Raw genomic sequence first — 16,281 nt, forward strand, 5'->3', positions numbered from 1 at the left:
GGCGAAGCTGATCTGGCCTCCGACCGAGACCCGTCCACACCGCCGGGACGTGGTTTTTGGAAGGACTGAATCGCTGCCAGGGCGCTGCCAAATGATAGCGTTTGAGCGCCGGGCCGCGAAGGCGCCGAAAGGGTGGAATATTTTTCCGTATCTAAATCGCTCCAGAGAATGATCCCCCGGTAATGCAACAAATACGCATGTTCATTCCTTAATTGCTGAGGAAATCGGCGTATTCTCCGCCACTCCCCTCGAGAATGCGTATGAAAAGTGCAGTATTCTCGTTTTCTTGCATAAAAAAGAGACAGGCCATGTCACAGGCAACGACACCTATCCGCTCATCCGGGTCTAAACCCTTTTATCGCAATTTCGGCTTCCAGGTCCTGATCGCCATGGTTATCGGCCTTCTGCTGGGCCTTGTTGCCCGTAACATTGGGCCGGATGCCGCGGGCAATCCCAACTGGCTTTCGGTGACGCTGCAGACCATTGGCACGATTTTCGTGCAGCTCCTGCGTGCGCTCGTGCCGCCGCTCATCTTCACGGCCATCGTTGCCTCCATCGCCAATCTCAAGAACCTTTCCAATGCGGCAAAGCTCGTCTGGCAGACGCTGTTGTGGTTCGCCATCACCGCCCTGATAGCGGTCGTCATCGGCATCGTGCTCGGCCTCGTCATCCAGCCGGGCGTCAACACCGCCATTGCCAATACGGCAGCGGCAGCGCCCTCCTCCACCGGCTCGTGGCTGGACTTTCTGAAGGGTCTTGTGCCCGTTAACGTGTTCGGGCTTGAAGCCTCGACCAAGATAAACAATGGCGCTGGCAGCACCTCGCTGAACTTCAACGTCCTGCAGCTGCTCGTGGTGTCGATTGCCTTTGGCGTCGCGGCGCTGAAAGCCGGCAAGGCGGCGGAGCCGTTCCTCGCCTTCAACCAGTCGCTGCTTGCCATTGTGCGGAAAATCCTGTGGTGGGTCATCCGCCTCACCCCCGTCGGCACCATCGGTCTGCTTGGGCGCGCGGTCGACCAATATGGATGGACGACGCTGTCGCAGCTCGGCTGGTATGCGGCCGCCGTTTATATCGGTCTGGCGCTGGTGCTCTTCGTCGTTTATCCGGCGCTGCTTCTCGCCCATGGGCTGAAGCCTTCGCGGTTCTTTGCGGGCGCATGGCCGGCCATCCAGCTGGCCTTCGTGTCGCGCTCCTCGATCGGCACGCTGCCCGTCACCGAAACCGTGACGGAAAAGAGCCTCGGCGTGCCGCGTGAATATGCCGCCTTCTCCGTGCCGCTCGGTGCGACCACCAAGATGGACGGCTGCGCGGCGATCTATCCGGCAATATCGGCGATCTTCATCGCGCAGTTCTTCCAGGTGCCCCTCGGCATTCAGGACTATGTGCTGATCGTTTTCGTTTCCGTGCTCGGCTCCGCCGCAACGGCGGGCCTGACGGGTGCCGTGGTGATGCTGACGCTGACGCTGTCCACGCTCGGCCTGCCGCTCGAAGGCGTGGGCCTGCTGCTTGCCATCGACCCTATCCTCGACATGGGCCGCACGGCGGTCAACGTCGCCGGACAGGCGCTGGTGCCGACCATCGTCGCCAAGCGCGAGGGCATCCTCAACGAGGCTGTCTACAACAATGCGAAGGATATCGACGCGCTCGATGACCGGGACGTTGTGACGGCCTAACGGAGAGTTAATAAAAAGACCAGGTGCGCTTCAGTTCGAAGCGCACCTGAATTCCCTGGGGCCACCCGGCTTGCCGCCAGAATATCCACATTTTTGACAAAATAAAAAACAATACAAGCAAATATAACTGAATTTTATATCATTGATAATTCAGTTATATTTGAGATAAAACTTTGTAAACTCAAAAATTTGGAAAATAAGAACATGAAAATATTATCTTTAACATTCATGAGCATCCTGGCGCTTGGTGCCCATGTGTCGTCAGCAGCCGCCGGTTCCACGACGGTCGACGCCGTGTCTTACGCCTGTGCAAACAATGAGACGATGCGTGTGGTCTACGTTAACGGCGCAGACGGAAAAAGTTTCGCAATCCTTTTGCAGATGGACGAAATGATCCCAATGGCGGAGCAGAGGGCCGCGTCCGGCGCCGTCTATAAGGCGATCAATCGCAATTACACCTATGTTCTGCGCACCGACGGTAACAACGCCACTCTGAGCGACAGCCGGGAAACGCTGCTTTCCGGCTGCACGGAGTGACGGCGCGCACGCGCCAGGCGATTGCAGCGTCACCGGAATCTTTGCGCATGGGAGCGAGGCGCGGTGGCAACTTTCCGCGCCTGCGCGGCTTTTCCCTAAATGCAAACAGGCGTATCAATCGCGGCAATAAACGAGCCGTACGGCTGTCATATCAGGGAGAAACAAGATGCGTGTTTCCATCGTCCTCGGTTCGCTCGCCGCGCTTGTGGCGCTCACCGCCTGCCAGACGCTGACGCCGGAAGAGCGGCGGGCGCGGGATGAGGCGACATGCCGGGGGTATGGTTTCCGCCCCGGAACGGACCCGATGGCCGGTTGCCTTCTCGATCTGGAAATGGACCGCCGCGCGGATAACCGCGCCTGGCAGGCGCAGATGAACCGCGACATGTTCTACCGGCCCGTCGTCGTCGAGCGTCAGATCATCGTCCGACAGAACCCCTGACGGGAATGAAGGCAACGTTGCTGCGCGTTTCGCCCTGCTTTGCCTTTGCGGCCAAAGTCGCCTGCGCCGCTGCCAGGCGGGCAATCGGCACACGGAAGGGCGAGCAGGAGACGTAGTCGAGATCGGCATCCTCGCAGAAGTGGATCGAGGCCGGGTCGCCGCCGTGTTCCCCGCAAATGCCGAGTTTGAGCTCCGGCCGCGTCTGGCGGCCGCGTTCGGCGGCGATCCGGATCAATTCGCCGACACCGTCGAAATCGAGCGAGATAAACGGGTCGCGTTCGATGATGCCCTTGCGCTGATAGGTATTGATGAAACGGGCCGCATCGTCACGAGAGATACCGAAGGTGGTCTGCGTCAAATCGTTGGTGCCGAAGGAGAAGAACTCCGCCGCTTCAGCGATGACATGGGCACGCAGGGCCGCACGCGGCAGCTCGATCATGGTGCCGGTGAGATATTCGATCTCCATTCCTGTCTCTTTGGCGACGGCGGCGGCGACGCCATCGATGACCGCGGTCACATAATCCAACTCCGAGCGCAGACCCACCAGCGGCACCATGATCTCGGGCACGACGGGTGCGCCGGTGATGCGCGCCGCCGCAACGGCGGCTTCGAAAATGGCGCGGGCCTGCATTTCCGCGATCTCGGGATAGGAAATGGCGAGACGGCAGCCGCGATGGCCGAGCATCGGGTTAAACTCGTGCAGCGCATCGAGCCGCTGGCGGAATACCGTCTGCGGCATACCCATGGCGGCGGCGACCTCGACGATCTCGCCATCTGTCTTCGGCAGGAATTCGTGCAGCGGCGGGTCAAGCAGGCGGATCGTCACCGGCAGGCCGTGCATGATCTGGAACAGTTCGGTGAAATCCGAACGCTGCATCGGCAGAAGCTCATCGAGCGCTGCCCGCCTGCCCTTTTCGCTTTCGGCAAGGATCATCTCGCGCATCACATGAATGCGGTCGCCTTCGAAGAACATGTGTTCGGTGCGGCAGAGGCCGATGCCCTCAGCGCCAAAGGCACGGGCAGCGCGGGCGTCTGCCGGCGTGTCGGCATTGGTGCGCACGGTCATCCGGCGCAGATCGTCCGCCCATTCCATCAGCTTGCCGAAATCGCCTGACAGTTCCGGCTGCGTCATCGGCACCTCGCCCTTCAGCACGCGGCCGGAGGACCCGTCAATCGTGATGACATCGCCGCGTTTGAGCATGCAGCCGACGCCGATCAGCACCTTGTTGCGCATGTCGACGCGCATGGAGCCCGCGCCGGTGACGCAGGGAATGCCCATGCCGCGCGCGACGACGGCGGCGTGGCTTGTCATCCCACCGCGCGTCGTCAAAATGCCTTCGGCCGCATGCATGCCGTGAATATCTTCCGGGCTGGTTTCGATGCGCACCAGAATGACGCTGCGGCCTTCAGCTTCCGCCGCAACCGCCTCTTCGGCGGTAAAGACGATTTCCCCCGTCGCCGCCCCCGGAGAGGCCGGCAGACCGGAGCCGATGATCGGTCGGGATGTGCCGGGATCGATGGTCGGGTGCAGCAACTGGTCGAGTGAGGACGGCTCAATGCGGCAGACGGCTTCCTCCTGCGAAATTAGCCCTTCTTCTACCATGTCGACAGCGATTTTCATCGCGGCTCGGGTTGTGCGTTTGCCGGAGCGGGTCTGCAACATCCAGAGCTTGCCGCGCTCGATGGTGAATTCCAGGTCCTGCATGTCGCGATAATGGGTTTCCAGCCGCTTGCAGATCGCCAGGAATTCCGAAAAAGCTTCTGGCATCAGCTTTTCCATGGAAGGCTTGTCGGAACCGGAGGCGAGACGCGCGGCTTCGGTGATGGATTGTGGCGTGCGGATGCCGGCGACCACGTCTTCGCCTTGCGCGTTGACGAGGAATTCTCCGTAAAGCTCTGCCTCGCCTGTCGACGGATTACGGGTAAAGGCAACGCCGGTTGCCGATGACGATCCGAGATTGCCGAAGACCATGGCCTGCACGTTGACGGCCGTGCCCCAGTCGCCGGGAATATTGTGCAGGTGTCGATAGGTCACGGCCCGGTGGTTGGTCCAGCTGGCGAACACAGCGCCGATTGCGCCCCAGAGCTGGACATGACAGTCCTGCGGGAAGGCCTCGCCAAGCTCATCCTCGATCAGCTTCTTGTAAAGCGAAACGACGTGCTGCCACTCGACCGCAGACATGTCCGTATCATATTCGTGACCAAGCCGGCCTTTTTCATCTTCGAGGATTTCCTCGAACATTTCATGGTCGAGGCCCATGACGACATCGGCATACATCTGGATGAAGCGGCGATAGCTGTCCCAGGCGAAACGGGCATCGCCCGCATCGTGACCCAACGCCTCGACGGTGCGGTCGTTGAGACCGAGATTGAGCACCGTATCCATCATGCCGGGCATGGAGGCACGCGCGCCGGAGCGAACGGAGATGAGCAGCGGCGACTGGCTGCCGCCGAAGGTTTTGCCCGTCACGGTTTCCATGCCATGCAGGCCCGCCATGACCTGAACCTTCAGGTCATCAGGCAGATCGCGTCCGTTCTTGTGATAAAGCGCGCAGGCATCGGTGATAATGGTGAGGCCGGGAGGAACGGGTAGGCCGAGACTTGCCATTTCGGCAAGGTTTGCGCCCTTGCCGCCCAATATGGCAACGTCACCTGCCCTGCCCTCGGCGACACCGTTGCCGAAGGTATAAACCCATTTTTTCATTCCACGCTCTCCACCCAGAAGCGTTGTCATTTTTCTATCATCTACAGCATCGGCGGCATGTTGGAAACGCCACTGGGAGCAGTTTACATCGCAGTGCAGCATAATTGCGGCGGATTCCGCGCCAGAATTGCCTTAAACACGACATAACAGCAGCACTGACGCATTCGTGTAATGCGAAGTAACGGAGTGTTTCCTAAGCCATTCAAATCGCGACAAAGAGATTATTCATGCAATTTACCCGCCGCCAGACGCTTAAATTTGCCGGAATTTCCTGTGCAGCCAGTGCACTTGCCGGCGCGTTAAGGGCAGAAGGGTACAACTCCCCTGCAATTGCCGCCGTTCCCTTCGCCCTGACGACGCCCATGCATATCGGCCAAGCGGCATTGCGGGTGCGTGAGCTTGATCCGATGATCGATTATTATCGCTCGGTTCTCGGCTTCAACGAGGTGGAGCGGACGGCAAGGGGCGTGACGCTGGGGGTTGGGACAGTGCCCCTGCTCGATCTCGTGCACAAGCCGGCGGCGGATTTCGAGAGCCCGACTTCCGCCGGCCTGTTTCACATCGCCTACCTGATGCCCTCCCGCAAGGATCTGGCGCGCTGGCTGGTGCATGCGGCGCTCAAGCAGGTGCCCCTGACCGGCTTTGCCGATCATAATGTGAGCGAGGCGGTCTATCTTAGCGATCCCGAAGGCAACGGCATCGAGGTCTATAGCGACCGACCAAAGGACACATGGGTCTGGAGCGGTAACGTGGTCAAGATGGGCACGGAGCCGCTCGATGTCGATGATCTGGTGGCGCTGACCGACACGACGAAAAGCGATTTTGAGGCCGCGCCGACCGGCATACGCATCGGCCATGTTCACCTGCGTGTCGGTGAAATCGCCCCCGCCCGTGCCTTTTATGAGCAGGCGGTGGGTTTACAACCGACGCAGGATGCGCGCGCGGACGCCTCCTTCCTCTCCTCCGGCGGTTACCATCACCATCTGGCAGTGAACACCTGGAACAGCCGCGGCGCAAAGGAACGAAACGCCATGGAAACCGGCCTCGACTGGTTTTCGATCATCGTGCGCAATCCCGCCAATCTGGAGGCGCAGAAAACGCGGTTGCGAGCGGCCGGTTACGTGCTGGTGGAGATGGAGAACAATGTGGTGGAGGCAATCGACCCATGGGGCACGCGGCTGCGGCTGGTGCCGGGGGAAGCTTGAGAGGTTAAGAAGTAGACGACGTCCAATCTCATCCCCAACAGCAGCCTTATCGCCATGACTGAGTTACATGGCTTGAAAGGACGGCTAATTAACAAGCCCAGACGTGAAAAGCCGTTGTCTTATTTCTTCGTACTGTTCCTCCGTCACATAAACGAAATTGCCGTTTTTTCTTAGCCAATTCGCGGCGTGCTGACTAACCGATAGTTCTGACGGAATTGAAAATAAATCGTCATCCAGAGACTCAAGCAACGGTTGTTTTATATAATCGTCGGCACTCAACATACGATACACTTCCTTGGGATTGGCCTTCGTCCAGCGAATCATTTCGCGAAGAATGTTCACCTGTCTTTCAGCACCTAAGAGAGTAAGGCCATCAAGCGCGATCGCCATCTCGGCCTGATCTCCATCAAGGTTATTTATATATTGGTAGTGACCACCATTATTAACTTCACCTTCATATCGCAATGCTCGAGCTATTTCCACCTCTGCGCAACGTATACTCGAAATGGATTCGTTACTGTTATAAGTCATCCTTTGAATATATATGTCCATATAGTCGAAAAAAGTTTCAACGAAAATTCTATTATCGTCCACGTAAGCAGAATTCATATAAATTTTCATCAACAACCTTTATAAGCCCAGCAATTAAAGATATCGTCCCATTGAGTATAAAGATGCAAACGTCGAGCACGACGCAGATGGCATTTGGAAAAGAAATGCCTTGCGAGGCTGTTGCAGCAACCTCGCAAGGCAACCCATCCGGTACAGGAAACCGGATGGAGGGGTTCTGGGAGAGCACCCTGAGGCTCGCGATGATGATAGCAAGGGAGCGCGGGTCTTTGCCCACCCGAATGGGTGATATCGGCTGAAAAATTCGCGTTTTAAGAGAATTTTGCGGTCGGGCTCAGACGGCTTCGCGGAGCTGCTCGGCGGTCTGCAGATCGACCGACACGAGTTGAGATACACCCTGTTCGGCCATGGTGACACCGAAGAGGCGGTTCATGCGGGCCATGGTGATGGGGTTGTGGGTGATGATGACGAAGCGGGTTTCGGTGGAGGCCACCATTTCGTCCATCAGGTTGCAATAGCGCTCGACATTATGGTCGTCGAGCGGCGCGTCCACCTCGTCCAGCACGCAGATTGGCGCGGGGTTGGTCAGGAAGACCGCGAAGATCAGCGCCATGGCCGTCAGCGCCTGCTCGCCGCCTGACAGCAGCGTCATGGTCTGCGGTTTTTTGCCCGGCGGACGGGCGAGGATTTCGAGGCCGGCTTCGAGCGGATCATCGGATTCGATCAGCTGCAATTCCGCCGTGCCGCCGCCGAAGAGATGGGTGAACAGTCGCTGGAACTGTGAATTGACCACGTCGAAGGCGGCAATCAGCCGCTCGCGACCTTCGCGATTGAGGCTCTGGATGCCGGCGCGCAGCTTGCGTACGGCATCGATGATATCGTCCCGCTCCTTGATCAGCGCCGCGAGCTTGGCGGAGAGCTCGGCCTGTTCTTCCTCGGCGCGCAGATTGACGGCGCCAAGCCTCTCGCGCTCGATCTTCAGCCGGTCCAGATCGCGCTCGACATCGCGTATATCCGGCTTTGGCTGGTCAGGGCCAAGGCCGGTCAGGCGAAACGCCATATGCGGCTCGGTATTCAACGTTTCGCGGATGCGATGTTCCGCCTCCTGCCGTTTTTCGCGGGCGGAAACCAGCCGCTCTTCGGCGCGGCCGCGCTTTTCGCGGGCTTCTGCCAGTTCGGAAAGCGCCGTTGCCGCCACCCGGTCGGCGGCGCGCTGCAGGTTTTCGGCCTCGACCAGCCGGTCGGCGGCGGCGCGGCGGGCGTCTTCGGTCTTTTGCAATTCGTCGAGGAGGTTGCGGCGTTTTTCGTCGAATTCCTCGGGCGCGATGTCCAGCTCGGCGATTTCCTCGCGCGCTTCTTCCTCACGTTCGCGCAGCCTGGCGATATGGTCGGCGGCACTTGCCGCCCGCGATGCCCAAGTGGAACGTTCCTGCCCGATTGCCTGAATTCTGCGCTGACGGCTTTCCGCCTCGCGGCTCACGCCCTCATGGCGGGCGCGCGCTTCCGCGAGAAGGCCGCGATCGGTCGCGACTTCCAGCTGGCTTTCACGCAGCTTGAAATCGAGCAGGGAAAGATCAGGCGCGTCTTCCATTTCGATGCGGGCATTTTCCTCCTGAACGGCGATCTCATCGATCTGTGCGCCAATCTGGTTCAATGCTTCGGAGACGATATCGCGGCGGCGCAAAAGATCGCCCGAGGCGCGTTCGGCCGATGTCAGCGCCTCGCGTGCCTCGGCAAGCTGACGGGTCGCGAGCCGGTTCCGGTCGCGCACGTCCGAAAGCCGCAATTCGCTGCTTCTGATCTCCTCGGTTTTCGCGGCAAGCTGGTCTTCCGCCTCTTCCAGAATGGAGCGGGCCTCATCCAGTTCGGCTTCGATTTCGGCAAGGCGGTTCTTCTGCGACAGGCGAAGTGCTGCGGCACCCGGCGCATCGGCGCTGGCGACATGGCCGTCCCAGCGGAACAGCGCGCCTTCGCGCGTCACCAGCCGCTGGCCGGCTTTCAGGGACGGTAGAAGGCGTCGGGCCTCCGATACGTCTGCAACGACACCGATCTGCGCAAGGGCGCGCCGGAGGGCATCCGGTGCCTGCACATAGTCCAGAAGCGGTTTGGCACCCTGCGGCAGGCCGGGATCATCCGCACCGTTTCCATTGCCGCCCCAATAGGCGGGGGCGCTCGCATCAAGCGGGCTTTCGAGATCGTCGCCGAGCGCCGCCCCAAGTGCTGCTTCATAACCGCGCTCGACCGTCATTTCTTCCGCCACCGGCGTGAAGCTGCCATTGGCGGCGGCGCTGGAGGCAAGGATTTTGGTGATGGTGCGCGCTTCGGTGTCCAGCGCGTTCAGCCGGTTCCGCGCCGTTTCCAGCGGCGCGCGCGCCAGCGCTTCGGCCGAACGTGCCTCGGCAACGGCAGCCTCGGCCTCCTCCACCACGATCATCGCGTCTTCGACGGCGATCTCAGCCGCCTCGACGGCTTCGCGCCGTTCCGCGGGGTCCGGAAGGCCGGAGAGTTTCTCGTCAATGGCCCCGATCTCGGCCGTTGCTTCCTGCGACTGCCGCTCCAGCCTCAGCTTGCGGTCGGAAAGATCGCGGATCGCCCGCTCCAGCTGCTGACGGCCGGCAGCCGCCTCGGCGCGCTCGGCGGTGATGGCCGTGAATATGGCTTCGCTTTCCGCCAGCTTGACGGCGGCGGCTTCGAAGGCCTCGCGCATCTCGTCCGCGTGGCGACCGGAATCGGAGAGGATGTCGAGGAGCTCGGCCTCTTCTTCGTCCAGCCGCGCGAGTATCCGGGCATTGTCGGAGACAAGCCTTTCCTCGCGGACGATATCCTCGCCAAGCTGCGACAGACGGCGCGCCAGCTCGTCACGACGGCGCAGCAGGCGGTTGGCCTCATCATCCAGCTGAGTGCGGGCGATTTGCAGGCGTTGCAGGGCGGCGGCGACTTTCGCCTCGTCCTCGCGCAGCTCCGGCAGTTTCAGGCTGGCGATGCCCTGCTGCTTGGCTGCTTCCATCTGGGCTTGAGCCTTTTCGGCAACGATGTTCGTTGCCTGGTTGAGCGCGCTTTCCGCCTCGCCTTCGGCTTCCTTCGCCTCCACCCAGCGAATGTGCAACAGCGTCGCCTCGCGGGCGCGGATATCGGCGGACAGCATCTTGAAGCGGTTGGCCTGGCGCGCCTGCCGTTTCAGACTCTCGATCTGGCTTTCCAGTTGGGCGGTCACATCTTCCAGCCGCTCCAGATTGGTCTCGGCGGCGCGCAGTCGAAGTTCCGCCTCGTGGCGGCGGGAATGCAGGCCGGAAATGCCAGCCGCTTCTTCCAGCAGCTGGCGGCGGGCCTGCGGCTTGGCGTTGATGAGTTCGCCGATGCGTCCCTGCCCCACCATGGAGGGCGAGCGTGCGCCGGTGGAGGCATCGGCGAAGAGAAGCTGCACATCCTTGGCGCGCGCTTCCTTGCCGTTGATGCGGTAGACGGAGCCGTTTTCGCGCTCGATGCGGCGCGTCACCTGAATTTCATCGGCGTCGTTAAAGGCGGCGGGCGCGGTGCGGTCGGAATTGTCAAGATAAAGGCCGACTTCAGCGGTATTGCGGGCGGGACGGTTGCCGGAACCGGAGAAGATGACGTCATCCATGCCGGAGGCGCGCATGTTCTTGTAGGAATTCTCGCCCATCACCCAGCGCAGCGCTTCGACGAGGTTGGACTTGCCGCAGCCGTTCGGGCCGACGACGCCGGTCAAACCGGGCTCGATGATGAATTCGGATGGTTCAACGAAGGACTTGAAACCGACGAGACGGAGCTTGTTGAACTTCATGCCGCCACGCTCCAGGTGGAGTAACGGCAATAAAAAACGGGCGTGCGGAAATATCCGCCGCCCGCTTTCTGAAGGCTTCGGTGATCAGAGCAGCTTGTCGATGACAGCCGACATGGTTTCAACCGACATGTCTCCCGCGTATTTCTTGCCGTTGATGATGAAAGTCGGCGTGGAGTTGACGCCGAATTCCGTCGCACCGCGTTGCATGGTGGCGTTCACATCATCCAGAAGTTTCTGGTTCGTCAAGCAGGCCTCGAAAGACTCCTGTGAGAAACCGGCCATTTTCGACATTTGCAGCAGGGCGGCACGCGCATCCTGAGCGGTTGCCCAGCTCTGCTGCTGCTTGAACAGCATGGAAACGAAGGGGAAATACTGACCTTCCGGTGCGCAGCGCGCCAGCATGAAGGCGGCAGCGGCGCGCGGATCGAACGGGAATTCGCGCAGCACGAAATAGACCTTGCCGGTATCGATGTACTTCTTCTTGATTTCTTCAAAGGTCTTGTTGTGGAAGTTGGCGCAGTGCGGGCAGGTCATCGACATATATTCGACGATCTTGACGGGTGCGTTGGCGTCGCCGAGCGCTGCTTCCGGCAGCGGGCCGGGCTTCATGACAGCAGCCATGTCCACATCACCGGTGGATTCAGGCAATTCCTGCGCCTGGGCAATACCGGGCGTGAAGGCAAACGGCAGGGCCGTGGCGATGGCGGCAAGAGCAACGCCGCCGAGAAGGCTGCGACGGGAAATGGTCAGTTCGGGAAAATGCATGAAAGCACCTGTTGGTAATAGACTCGATTGTCTGTTGATTCCGATATAGCGACGGCCGGTTCATCACAAGCGGGGTTCTGAACTCTTCTTGTCAAAGAATTGTGACCAGTCAAGGACGGCGCCTTCATCAAATCGTTTTGCGCCCTGGCTTCTTCTGCAAGACCGCCGTGCCAAGCCGTTCCACCGCCTTGCGCAATGCCTCGCTCTCGATGCCGTTCATCATGTCATCGAGACGTTTTGCCGCATCGCCGCGCAGGGGCTGCGGTTTGCGTCGGCGGGTGATGGCCTGCGACACCGGTTTCTGCACGATCCTGATCTGGCGCACCGCCGGGAAACCGAAAAAGCCGTTGATGCGGGCGATGAGTTCGCCCTGCGCGTGGGTGAGAAATAGCGCGCGTGCGCCTTCGCAGGCGATCGTCAGCACGCCGGGCTGATAACCGCCGCGATCCGGCCCCTCGTCACGGCGCGGCCAGGTGATTTTTTCCGGGCGGGTGCAATCGGCAAAGTCATCACCGGCGATCTCGTCCCAGGAGCCGAGCAGCGCGGTGTTGATGCCTGCGCGTTTCGATAGGACCGGGTCCATGATGCCATTGGCGACTTCGGCGATCTGGACGACGCCCTTTTTTTTGCCGGCACCGCTCTGGGGATAACGCATGTTTCACTCGCGATTTTGGAGGGGGCGATCCACATTTTCTTGATCGCCCGCTACGGATGTCCCAACTATAGGCCAAACCGAACAGAAACGGCAAACCATGCTTCAAAAAACCGCCCCGTCGTCTTATGCGCAGATGCTGCTCGTATGGTACGACCGGCATCATCGCGAATTGCCATGGCGCACGTCTCCCGCCATGGCAGCGAAGGGAAAACGCGCCGATCCCTATCATGTCTGGCTTTCCGAAGTGATGCTGCAGCAGACGACGGTGCAGGCGGTAAAACCTTATTTCCTCAAGTTTCTCGCGACGTGGCCAAGCGTCAACGATCTGGCAGCGGCACCGGTCGAGGACGTCATGGCCGCCTGGGCGGGGCTCGGTTATTACGCCCGCGCCCGCAACCTGAAGAAATGCGCGGAAGCCGTGGCGAATGAGCATGGCGGCATCTTTCCGGACACGGAAGAGGGTTTGAAGCAATTGCCCGGTATCGGCGACTATACGTCCGCCGCCGTCGCTGCCATCGCATTCAATCGTCAGGCGGCCGTGATGGATGGCAATGTCGAACGCGTGATTTCGCGGCTCTTTTCCATCGATGCGCCCCTGCCCGGCTCCAAGCCTGCGATGAAAGCAAAGGTGGCGGAACTGACGCCCGCCGACCGACCGGGGGATTTTGCCCAGGCGATGATGGACCTTGGCGCAACGATCTGCACGCCGAAACGGCCGGCCTGCGCGCTCTGTCCGTTCAATGGCGTCTGTCGGGCGCTTGCGGAAGACGAGCCCGAACGCTTTCCGGTGAAAGCCGCAAAGAAGGCAAAGCCGGTGCGGCTCGGTGCTGCATTTGTAGTAGTAAATGCCGCGGGTAACATCCTGCTGCGGCGGCGGATCGAAAGCGGCCTTCTGGGCGGCATGACCGAGGTGCCGACAACGGCATGGACCGCGCGCATGGATGGCGGCACGGAGATGAGCCACGCGCCCTTTTCCGCCGAATGGCAGGCGGCGGGCGTTATCGTGCATGTCTTCACCCATTTCGAACTGCGGCTGACAGTCTATCGCGCGCAGGTGCCGGACAGGCTTCAGACCCGCCCGGATGACGGATGGTGGGAGCCGGTTACAAATCTTGACGCGCAGGCACTGCCAACGGTGATGAAAAAAGTCATCGCGCAGGCTATTCCATCCGCATTCAATGAAAGCAGGAAATTTCGATGACCAAGATTGAGCATATCGTATTCGACATCGGCAAGGTGCTGATCCACTACGATCCGCATATTCCCTATAGCCGCCTCATCCCTGATGCCGATGAGCGCCAATGGTTCTTCGAGAATGTCTGCACCCATGACTGGAACCTCGAACAGGATCGCGGTCGCCGCTGGGAAGACGCCGAGGCCTTGCTGGTTGAGAAGTTCCCGGACCGGGAAGAGCATATCCGCTCCTTCCGCAAGTTCTGGCATGAGATGGTCTCGCATTCCTATGATGACAGCGTCGCCATCATGACAGGCCTGATCGACAGCGGCCATGACGTGACGATGCTCACCAACTTCGCTTCCGACACGTTTCGCGAGGCGCAGAAAATGTTCCCCTTCCTCACCTTACCGCGCGGCGTCACCGTTTCCGGCGATGTGAAGCTTTTGAAGCCGGATGTGGCGATCTATGATCTCCACGCGCAAGAATTCGGCCTCAATCCGGCCACCAGTCTCTTCATCGACGATACGCTCGCCAATGTCGAAGGCGCCCAGGCCGCCGGCTGGCAGGCGGTGCATTTTACCGGCGCGGAAAAGCTGAAGCAGGATTTGCGGGCGTTTGGGGTGGCGGTTTAGGTTCCGCCCTTAAGTCATCTCGAGGCACGCGTTAAGGCTCATTGCCCCAGTCCTCGTGCCCATGGCGAACGCGGACGATGAGAACGTCGTCGTCCGCCTCAACGAGATAGACCACGAGATGTGCCTTGAACGGATGAATGCGCACCGGCGGCGACAACTCGCTACGCTCGCGTGCGATCCTCGGATTCCGTGATAACAGGTCGAAGACTGCAAAAAGTTCGCGATGATATTGTCGCGCTTGCTGACGTCCAAACAGGTCGATGCCTTCTTGCGCTATGCGGATGACGTCTTCTTCCGCAGGCAGAGAAAGGCGAAACCCCATGGTCAGCCAATGTTACGTTTCATGGAGCGGGCTTCGGCCTCAGCAAACATGGCATCTTCAGAACGATGTCCGGAGGGGGCGTGCAATCCTTCATCCAGCAGGCCCTGCATGGCGGCGATTTTTTCGCTCCGCGCCTGATCCTTGCGGATGAGATCTCGCACATAGTCGCTGGCATTAGAGTAACGGCCCGTTCTGGACTGCGCTTCGACCCATTCCTTCATCTGGCCGGGCAGCGAAATATTCATTGTCGCCATCTTCATCTCCTATGAAGACAGAGTGCGAAATTTCGCAAGATTTGTCAAAAAATGATCGGGAAAAGAAATTGGCGCAGGCGGAAATGGCGGTCTCCGGCCTGCGCCAGTCCTGCCGCAAGCGGCATTGGACGCAATGTTTTTGTGAGTTGTCCAGACCGGATTTTCACAACCACTGCTTTGACTAGTACAGTAGTTGTCGTCTCTTGCGCGAAACTTGTCTAGCTAAAATTCTATATTCGAAAATACCAACGCCCGACACTGATGTGCCGAGCGTTGGTCGTTCTCCATCCGGGACTGAAGGTACGAAACCGGGTGGAGACGTATGCTGACAAGGGCGGGCGGTGGATCGTCCGTCGTGGGCCTTTTGGGCTTTCGACTATTCGGCCTTTGCCATTTCACTGCGGATGATGGCTCTGAGATCATCGATCGGCTTCAGCGCGTCGCCGTCTTCGAAGTGCCAGAACGTCCATCCGTTGCATGCGTCGAGACCCTGCACCTTCGCGCCGAGGCGGTGGATGGAGCCGGCGGTTCCGGCGGATGCGAGCGTACCATCCGCACGAATAATGGCGCTATAACGGCGCTTTGCGTCCGTCAGCACCTGTCCAGGGCGCACGAGGCCGCTTTCTACCAAGGTGTTGAAGGCTACCCGGGGTTCCGCCTTCTTGCCGGTCATGACCGTCAGTTCGGCCTTGCCGAGCGGCTCGACGGCGGCGATGCGTGCCGACGCCGCATCGATATAATCCTGCTCGCGCTCAATGCCGACGAAGTGGCGGCCGAGGCGTTTTGCGACAGCGCCCGTGGTGCCGGAGCCGAAGAACGGGTCGAGCACGACATCACCCGGCTTGGTAGAGGCCATGATGATGCGGGCGAGCAGCGCTTCCGGCTTCTGCGTCGGATGCACCTTCTTGCCGTCCTCGCCCTTCAGGCGTTCATGGCCGCTGCAGATGGGGAACAGCCAGTCGGAGCGCATCTGGACGTCATCATTGGAGGCCTTCAACGCATCGTAGTTGAAGGTGTAGTTCTTGGCTTTCGGATCGCGGCTCGCCCAGATCATCGTCTCATGCGCGTTCTGGAAACGACGGCCCTTGAAGTTGGGCATGGGATTGGTCTTGCGCCAGACGATGTCGTTCAGGATCCAGAAATCGAGGTTCTGGAGCATGGCGCCAACGCGGAAGATATTGTGATAGGAGCCGATGACCCAGATGGTGCCGTTCGGCTTCAGCACGCGGCGGCAGGCAAGCAGCCATGCGCGGGTGAAGGCATCATAGGCCTCGAAGGAGGCAAACTGGTCCCATTCGTCGTCGACGGCGTCGACCAGCGACTGATCCGGCCGGTGCAGCGTGCCGCCAAGCTGAAGATTATACGGCGGATCGGCAAAAATCGCGTCCACCGACTGGCTCGGGAGGGCATCCAAGGCAGCGACACAATCACCCTTGATGATGCTGTCTTTCCAGGCGTCACTCTCGCCCGCACGATCAAAACCGGCACGCCGAAAATCGGCCAGCGGAAAAACTGCTGCCATTGGTACTCGCTCCATACGCTTACT

The 16,281-nt window shown here is 60.0% G+C and carries 14 protein-coding genes; 6 read left to right on the forward strand and 8 right to left on the reverse strand.

All coding sequences use genetic code 11. The features are described from left to right. Positions 1-308: 308 nt before the first annotated feature. The 3 genes from FS804_RS05820 to FS804_RS05830 all read left to right on the forward strand — a co-directional run bounded on the left by FS804_RS05820 (position 309) and on the right by FS804_RS05830 (position 2,649). Positions 309-1,673: a dicarboxylate/amino acid:cation symporter gene (locus FS804_RS05820; RefSeq protein ID WP_144575536.1), complete on the forward strand. Its 1,365-nt coding sequence runs from the start codon at positions 309-311 to the stop codon at positions 1,671-1,673. A 204-nt stretch (positions 1,674-1,877) separates the two neighbouring features. Next, on the forward strand, positions 1,878-2,210 hold the full coding sequence (locus tag FS804_RS05825; RefSeq protein WP_144575540.1) for an MliC family protein: 333 nt from the start codon (positions 1,878-1,880) through the stop codon (positions 2,208-2,210). A gap of 166 nt (positions 2,211-2,376) precedes the next feature. After that, on the forward strand, positions 2,377-2,649 hold the full coding sequence (locus FS804_RS05830; RefSeq protein WP_006310254.1) for a hypothetical protein: 273 nt from the start codon (positions 2,377-2,379) through the stop codon (positions 2,647-2,649). Here FS804_RS05830 and ppdK read toward each other — a convergent pair. Then, on the reverse strand, positions 2,627-5,353 hold the full coding sequence (gene ppdK / locus FS804_RS05835) for a pyruvate, phosphate dikinase (protein WP_063947802.1): 2,727 nt from the start codon (positions 5,351-5,353) through the stop codon (positions 2,627-2,629). The two genes, FS804_RS05830 and ppdK, sit on opposite strands and share 23 nt — an antisense overlap. Positions 5,354-5,580: 227 nt before the next feature. On the opposite strand from ppdK, the gene FS804_RS05840 reads away from it, so the two are divergent. Beyond that, the gene (locus tag FS804_RS05840; protein WP_144575543.1) at positions 5,581-6,558 is read left to right on the forward strand and encodes a VOC family protein; all 978 of its coding nucleotides are present in this window, start codon (positions 5,581-5,583) and stop codon (positions 6,556-6,558) included. 84 nt (positions 6,559-6,642) lie between these two features. Here the strand turns inward: FS804_RS05840 and FS804_RS05845 are convergent, their stop codons facing one another. The 4 genes from FS804_RS05845 to FS804_RS05860 form a co-directional block, all read right to left on the reverse strand. Then, a complete protein-coding gene (locus FS804_RS05845; RefSeq protein ID WP_186376672.1) occupies positions 6,643-7,167 on the reverse strand; it encodes a DUF4375 domain-containing protein in 525 nt (174 codons plus the stop codon). 295 nt (positions 7,168-7,462) lie between these two features. Beyond that, positions 7,463-10,930, reverse strand: coding sequence for a chromosome segregation SMC family protein (locus FS804_RS05850; RefSeq protein WP_144575549.1), 3,468 nt, complete (start codon positions 10,928-10,930; stop codon positions 7,463-7,465). A gap of 84 nt (positions 10,931-11,014) precedes the next feature. Further along, positions 11,015-11,695: a DsbA family protein gene (locus FS804_RS05855; RefSeq protein ID WP_063947798.1), complete on the reverse strand. Its 681-nt coding sequence runs from the start codon at positions 11,693-11,695 to the stop codon at positions 11,015-11,017. A gap of 127 nt (positions 11,696-11,822) precedes the next feature. After that, positions 11,823-12,350 carry a DUF721 domain-containing protein gene (locus FS804_RS05860; RefSeq protein WP_063947797.1) on the reverse strand — a complete coding sequence of 176 codons (528 nt, stop codon included), beginning with the start codon at positions 12,348-12,350 and terminating at the stop codon, positions 11,823-11,825. Between the two features lie 97 nt (positions 12,351-12,447). On the opposite strand from FS804_RS05860, the gene mutY reads away from it, so the two are divergent. Both mutY and FS804_RS05870 read left to right on the forward strand, forming a co-directional pair. Then, complete coding sequence (gene mutY / locus FS804_RS05865; RefSeq protein ID WP_144575552.1) at positions 12,448-13,551, forward strand: A/G-specific adenine glycosylase; 1,104 nt, start codon at positions 12,448-12,450, stop codon at positions 13,549-13,551. Next, positions 13,548-14,159 carry an HAD family phosphatase gene (locus tag FS804_RS05870; protein ID WP_144575555.1) on the forward strand — a complete coding sequence of 204 codons (612 nt, stop codon included), beginning with the start codon at positions 13,548-13,550 and terminating at the stop codon, positions 14,157-14,159. The genes mutY and FS804_RS05870 overlap by 4 nt, the downstream gene beginning before the upstream one ends. A 31-nt stretch (positions 14,160-14,190) precedes the next feature. On the opposite strand, the gene FS804_RS05875 is transcribed toward FS804_RS05870, so the two are convergent. The 3 genes from FS804_RS05875 to FS804_RS05890 form a co-directional block, all read right to left on the reverse strand. Continuing rightward, positions 14,191-14,481 (reverse strand): type II toxin-antitoxin system RelE/ParE family toxin, encoded by a 291-nt coding sequence (locus tag FS804_RS05875; protein WP_186376673.1) that lies wholly within the window; start codon positions 14,479-14,481, stop codon positions 14,191-14,193. 2 nt (positions 14,482-14,483) lie between these two features. Then, positions 14,484-14,735 (reverse strand): type II toxin-antitoxin system ParD family antitoxin, encoded by a 252-nt coding sequence (locus FS804_RS05880; protein ID WP_144575559.1) that lies wholly within the window; start codon positions 14,733-14,735, stop codon positions 14,484-14,486. A 376-nt stretch (positions 14,736-15,111) separates the two neighbouring features. Next, the gene (locus FS804_RS05890; RefSeq protein ID WP_144575561.1) at positions 15,112-16,257 is read right to left on the reverse strand and encodes a site-specific DNA-methyltransferase; all 1,146 of its coding nucleotides are present in this window, start codon (positions 16,255-16,257) and stop codon (positions 15,112-15,114) included. Positions 16,258-16,281 lie beyond the last annotated feature (24 nt).

Source organism: Agrobacterium sp. DE0009, assembly GCF_007680755.1.
Lineage (GTDB): Bacteria > Pseudomonadota > Alphaproteobacteria > Rhizobiales > Rhizobiaceae > Agrobacterium > Agrobacterium tumefaciens_B.

What these genes read in the sequence shown, in the direction of transcription:
- FS804_RS05820 (WP_144575536.1), top strand. Translation starts at nt 309, where the DNA reads ATGTCACAGGCAACGACACCTATCCGCTCATCCGGGTCTAAACCCTTT.
- FS804_RS05825 (WP_144575540.1), top strand. Translation starts at nt 1,878, where the DNA reads ATGAAAATATTATCTTTAACATTCATGAGCATCCTGGCGCTTGGTGCC.
- FS804_RS05830 (WP_006310254.1), top strand. Translation starts at nt 2,377, where the DNA reads ATGCGTGTTTCCATCGTCCTCGGTTCGCTCGCCGCGCTTGTGGCGCTC.
- ppdK (WP_063947802.1), bottom strand. Translation starts at nt 5,353, where the DNA reads ATGAAAAAATGGGTTTATACCTTCGGCAACGGTGTCGCCGAGGGCAGG.
- FS804_RS05840 (WP_144575543.1), top strand. Translation starts at nt 5,581, where the DNA reads ATGCAATTTACCCGCCGCCAGACGCTTAAATTTGCCGGAATTTCCTGT.
- FS804_RS05845 (WP_186376672.1), bottom strand. Translation starts at nt 7,167, where the DNA reads ATGAATTCTGCTTACGTGGACGATAATAGAATTTTCGTTGAAACTTTT.
- FS804_RS05850 (WP_144575549.1), bottom strand. Translation starts at nt 10,930, where the DNA reads ATGAAGTTCAACAAGCTCCGTCTCGTCGGTTTCAAGTCCTTCGTTGAA.
- FS804_RS05855 (WP_063947798.1), bottom strand. Translation starts at nt 11,695, where the DNA reads ATGCATTTTCCCGAACTGACCATTTCCCGTCGCAGCCTTCTCGGCGGC.
- FS804_RS05860 (WP_063947797.1), bottom strand. Translation starts at nt 12,350, where the DNA reads ATGCGTTATCCCCAGAGCGGTGCCGGCAAAAAAAAGGGCGTCGTCCAG.
- mutY (WP_144575552.1), top strand. Translation starts at nt 12,448, where the DNA reads ATGCTTCAAAAAACCGCCCCGTCGTCTTATGCGCAGATGCTGCTCGTA.
- FS804_RS05870 (WP_144575555.1), top strand. Translation starts at nt 13,548, where the DNA reads ATGACCAAGATTGAGCATATCGTATTCGACATCGGCAAGGTGCTGATC.
- FS804_RS05875 (WP_186376673.1), bottom strand. Translation starts at nt 14,481, where the DNA reads ATGGGGTTTCGCCTTTCTCTGCCTGCGGAAGAAGACGTCATCCGCATA.
- FS804_RS05880 (WP_144575559.1), bottom strand. Translation starts at nt 14,735, where the DNA reads ATGGCGACAATGAATATTTCGCTGCCCGGCCAGATGAAGGAATGGGTC.
- FS804_RS05890 (WP_144575561.1), bottom strand. Translation starts at nt 16,257, where the DNA reads ATGGCAGCAGTTTTTCCGCTGGCCGATTTTCGGCGTGCCGGTTTTGAT.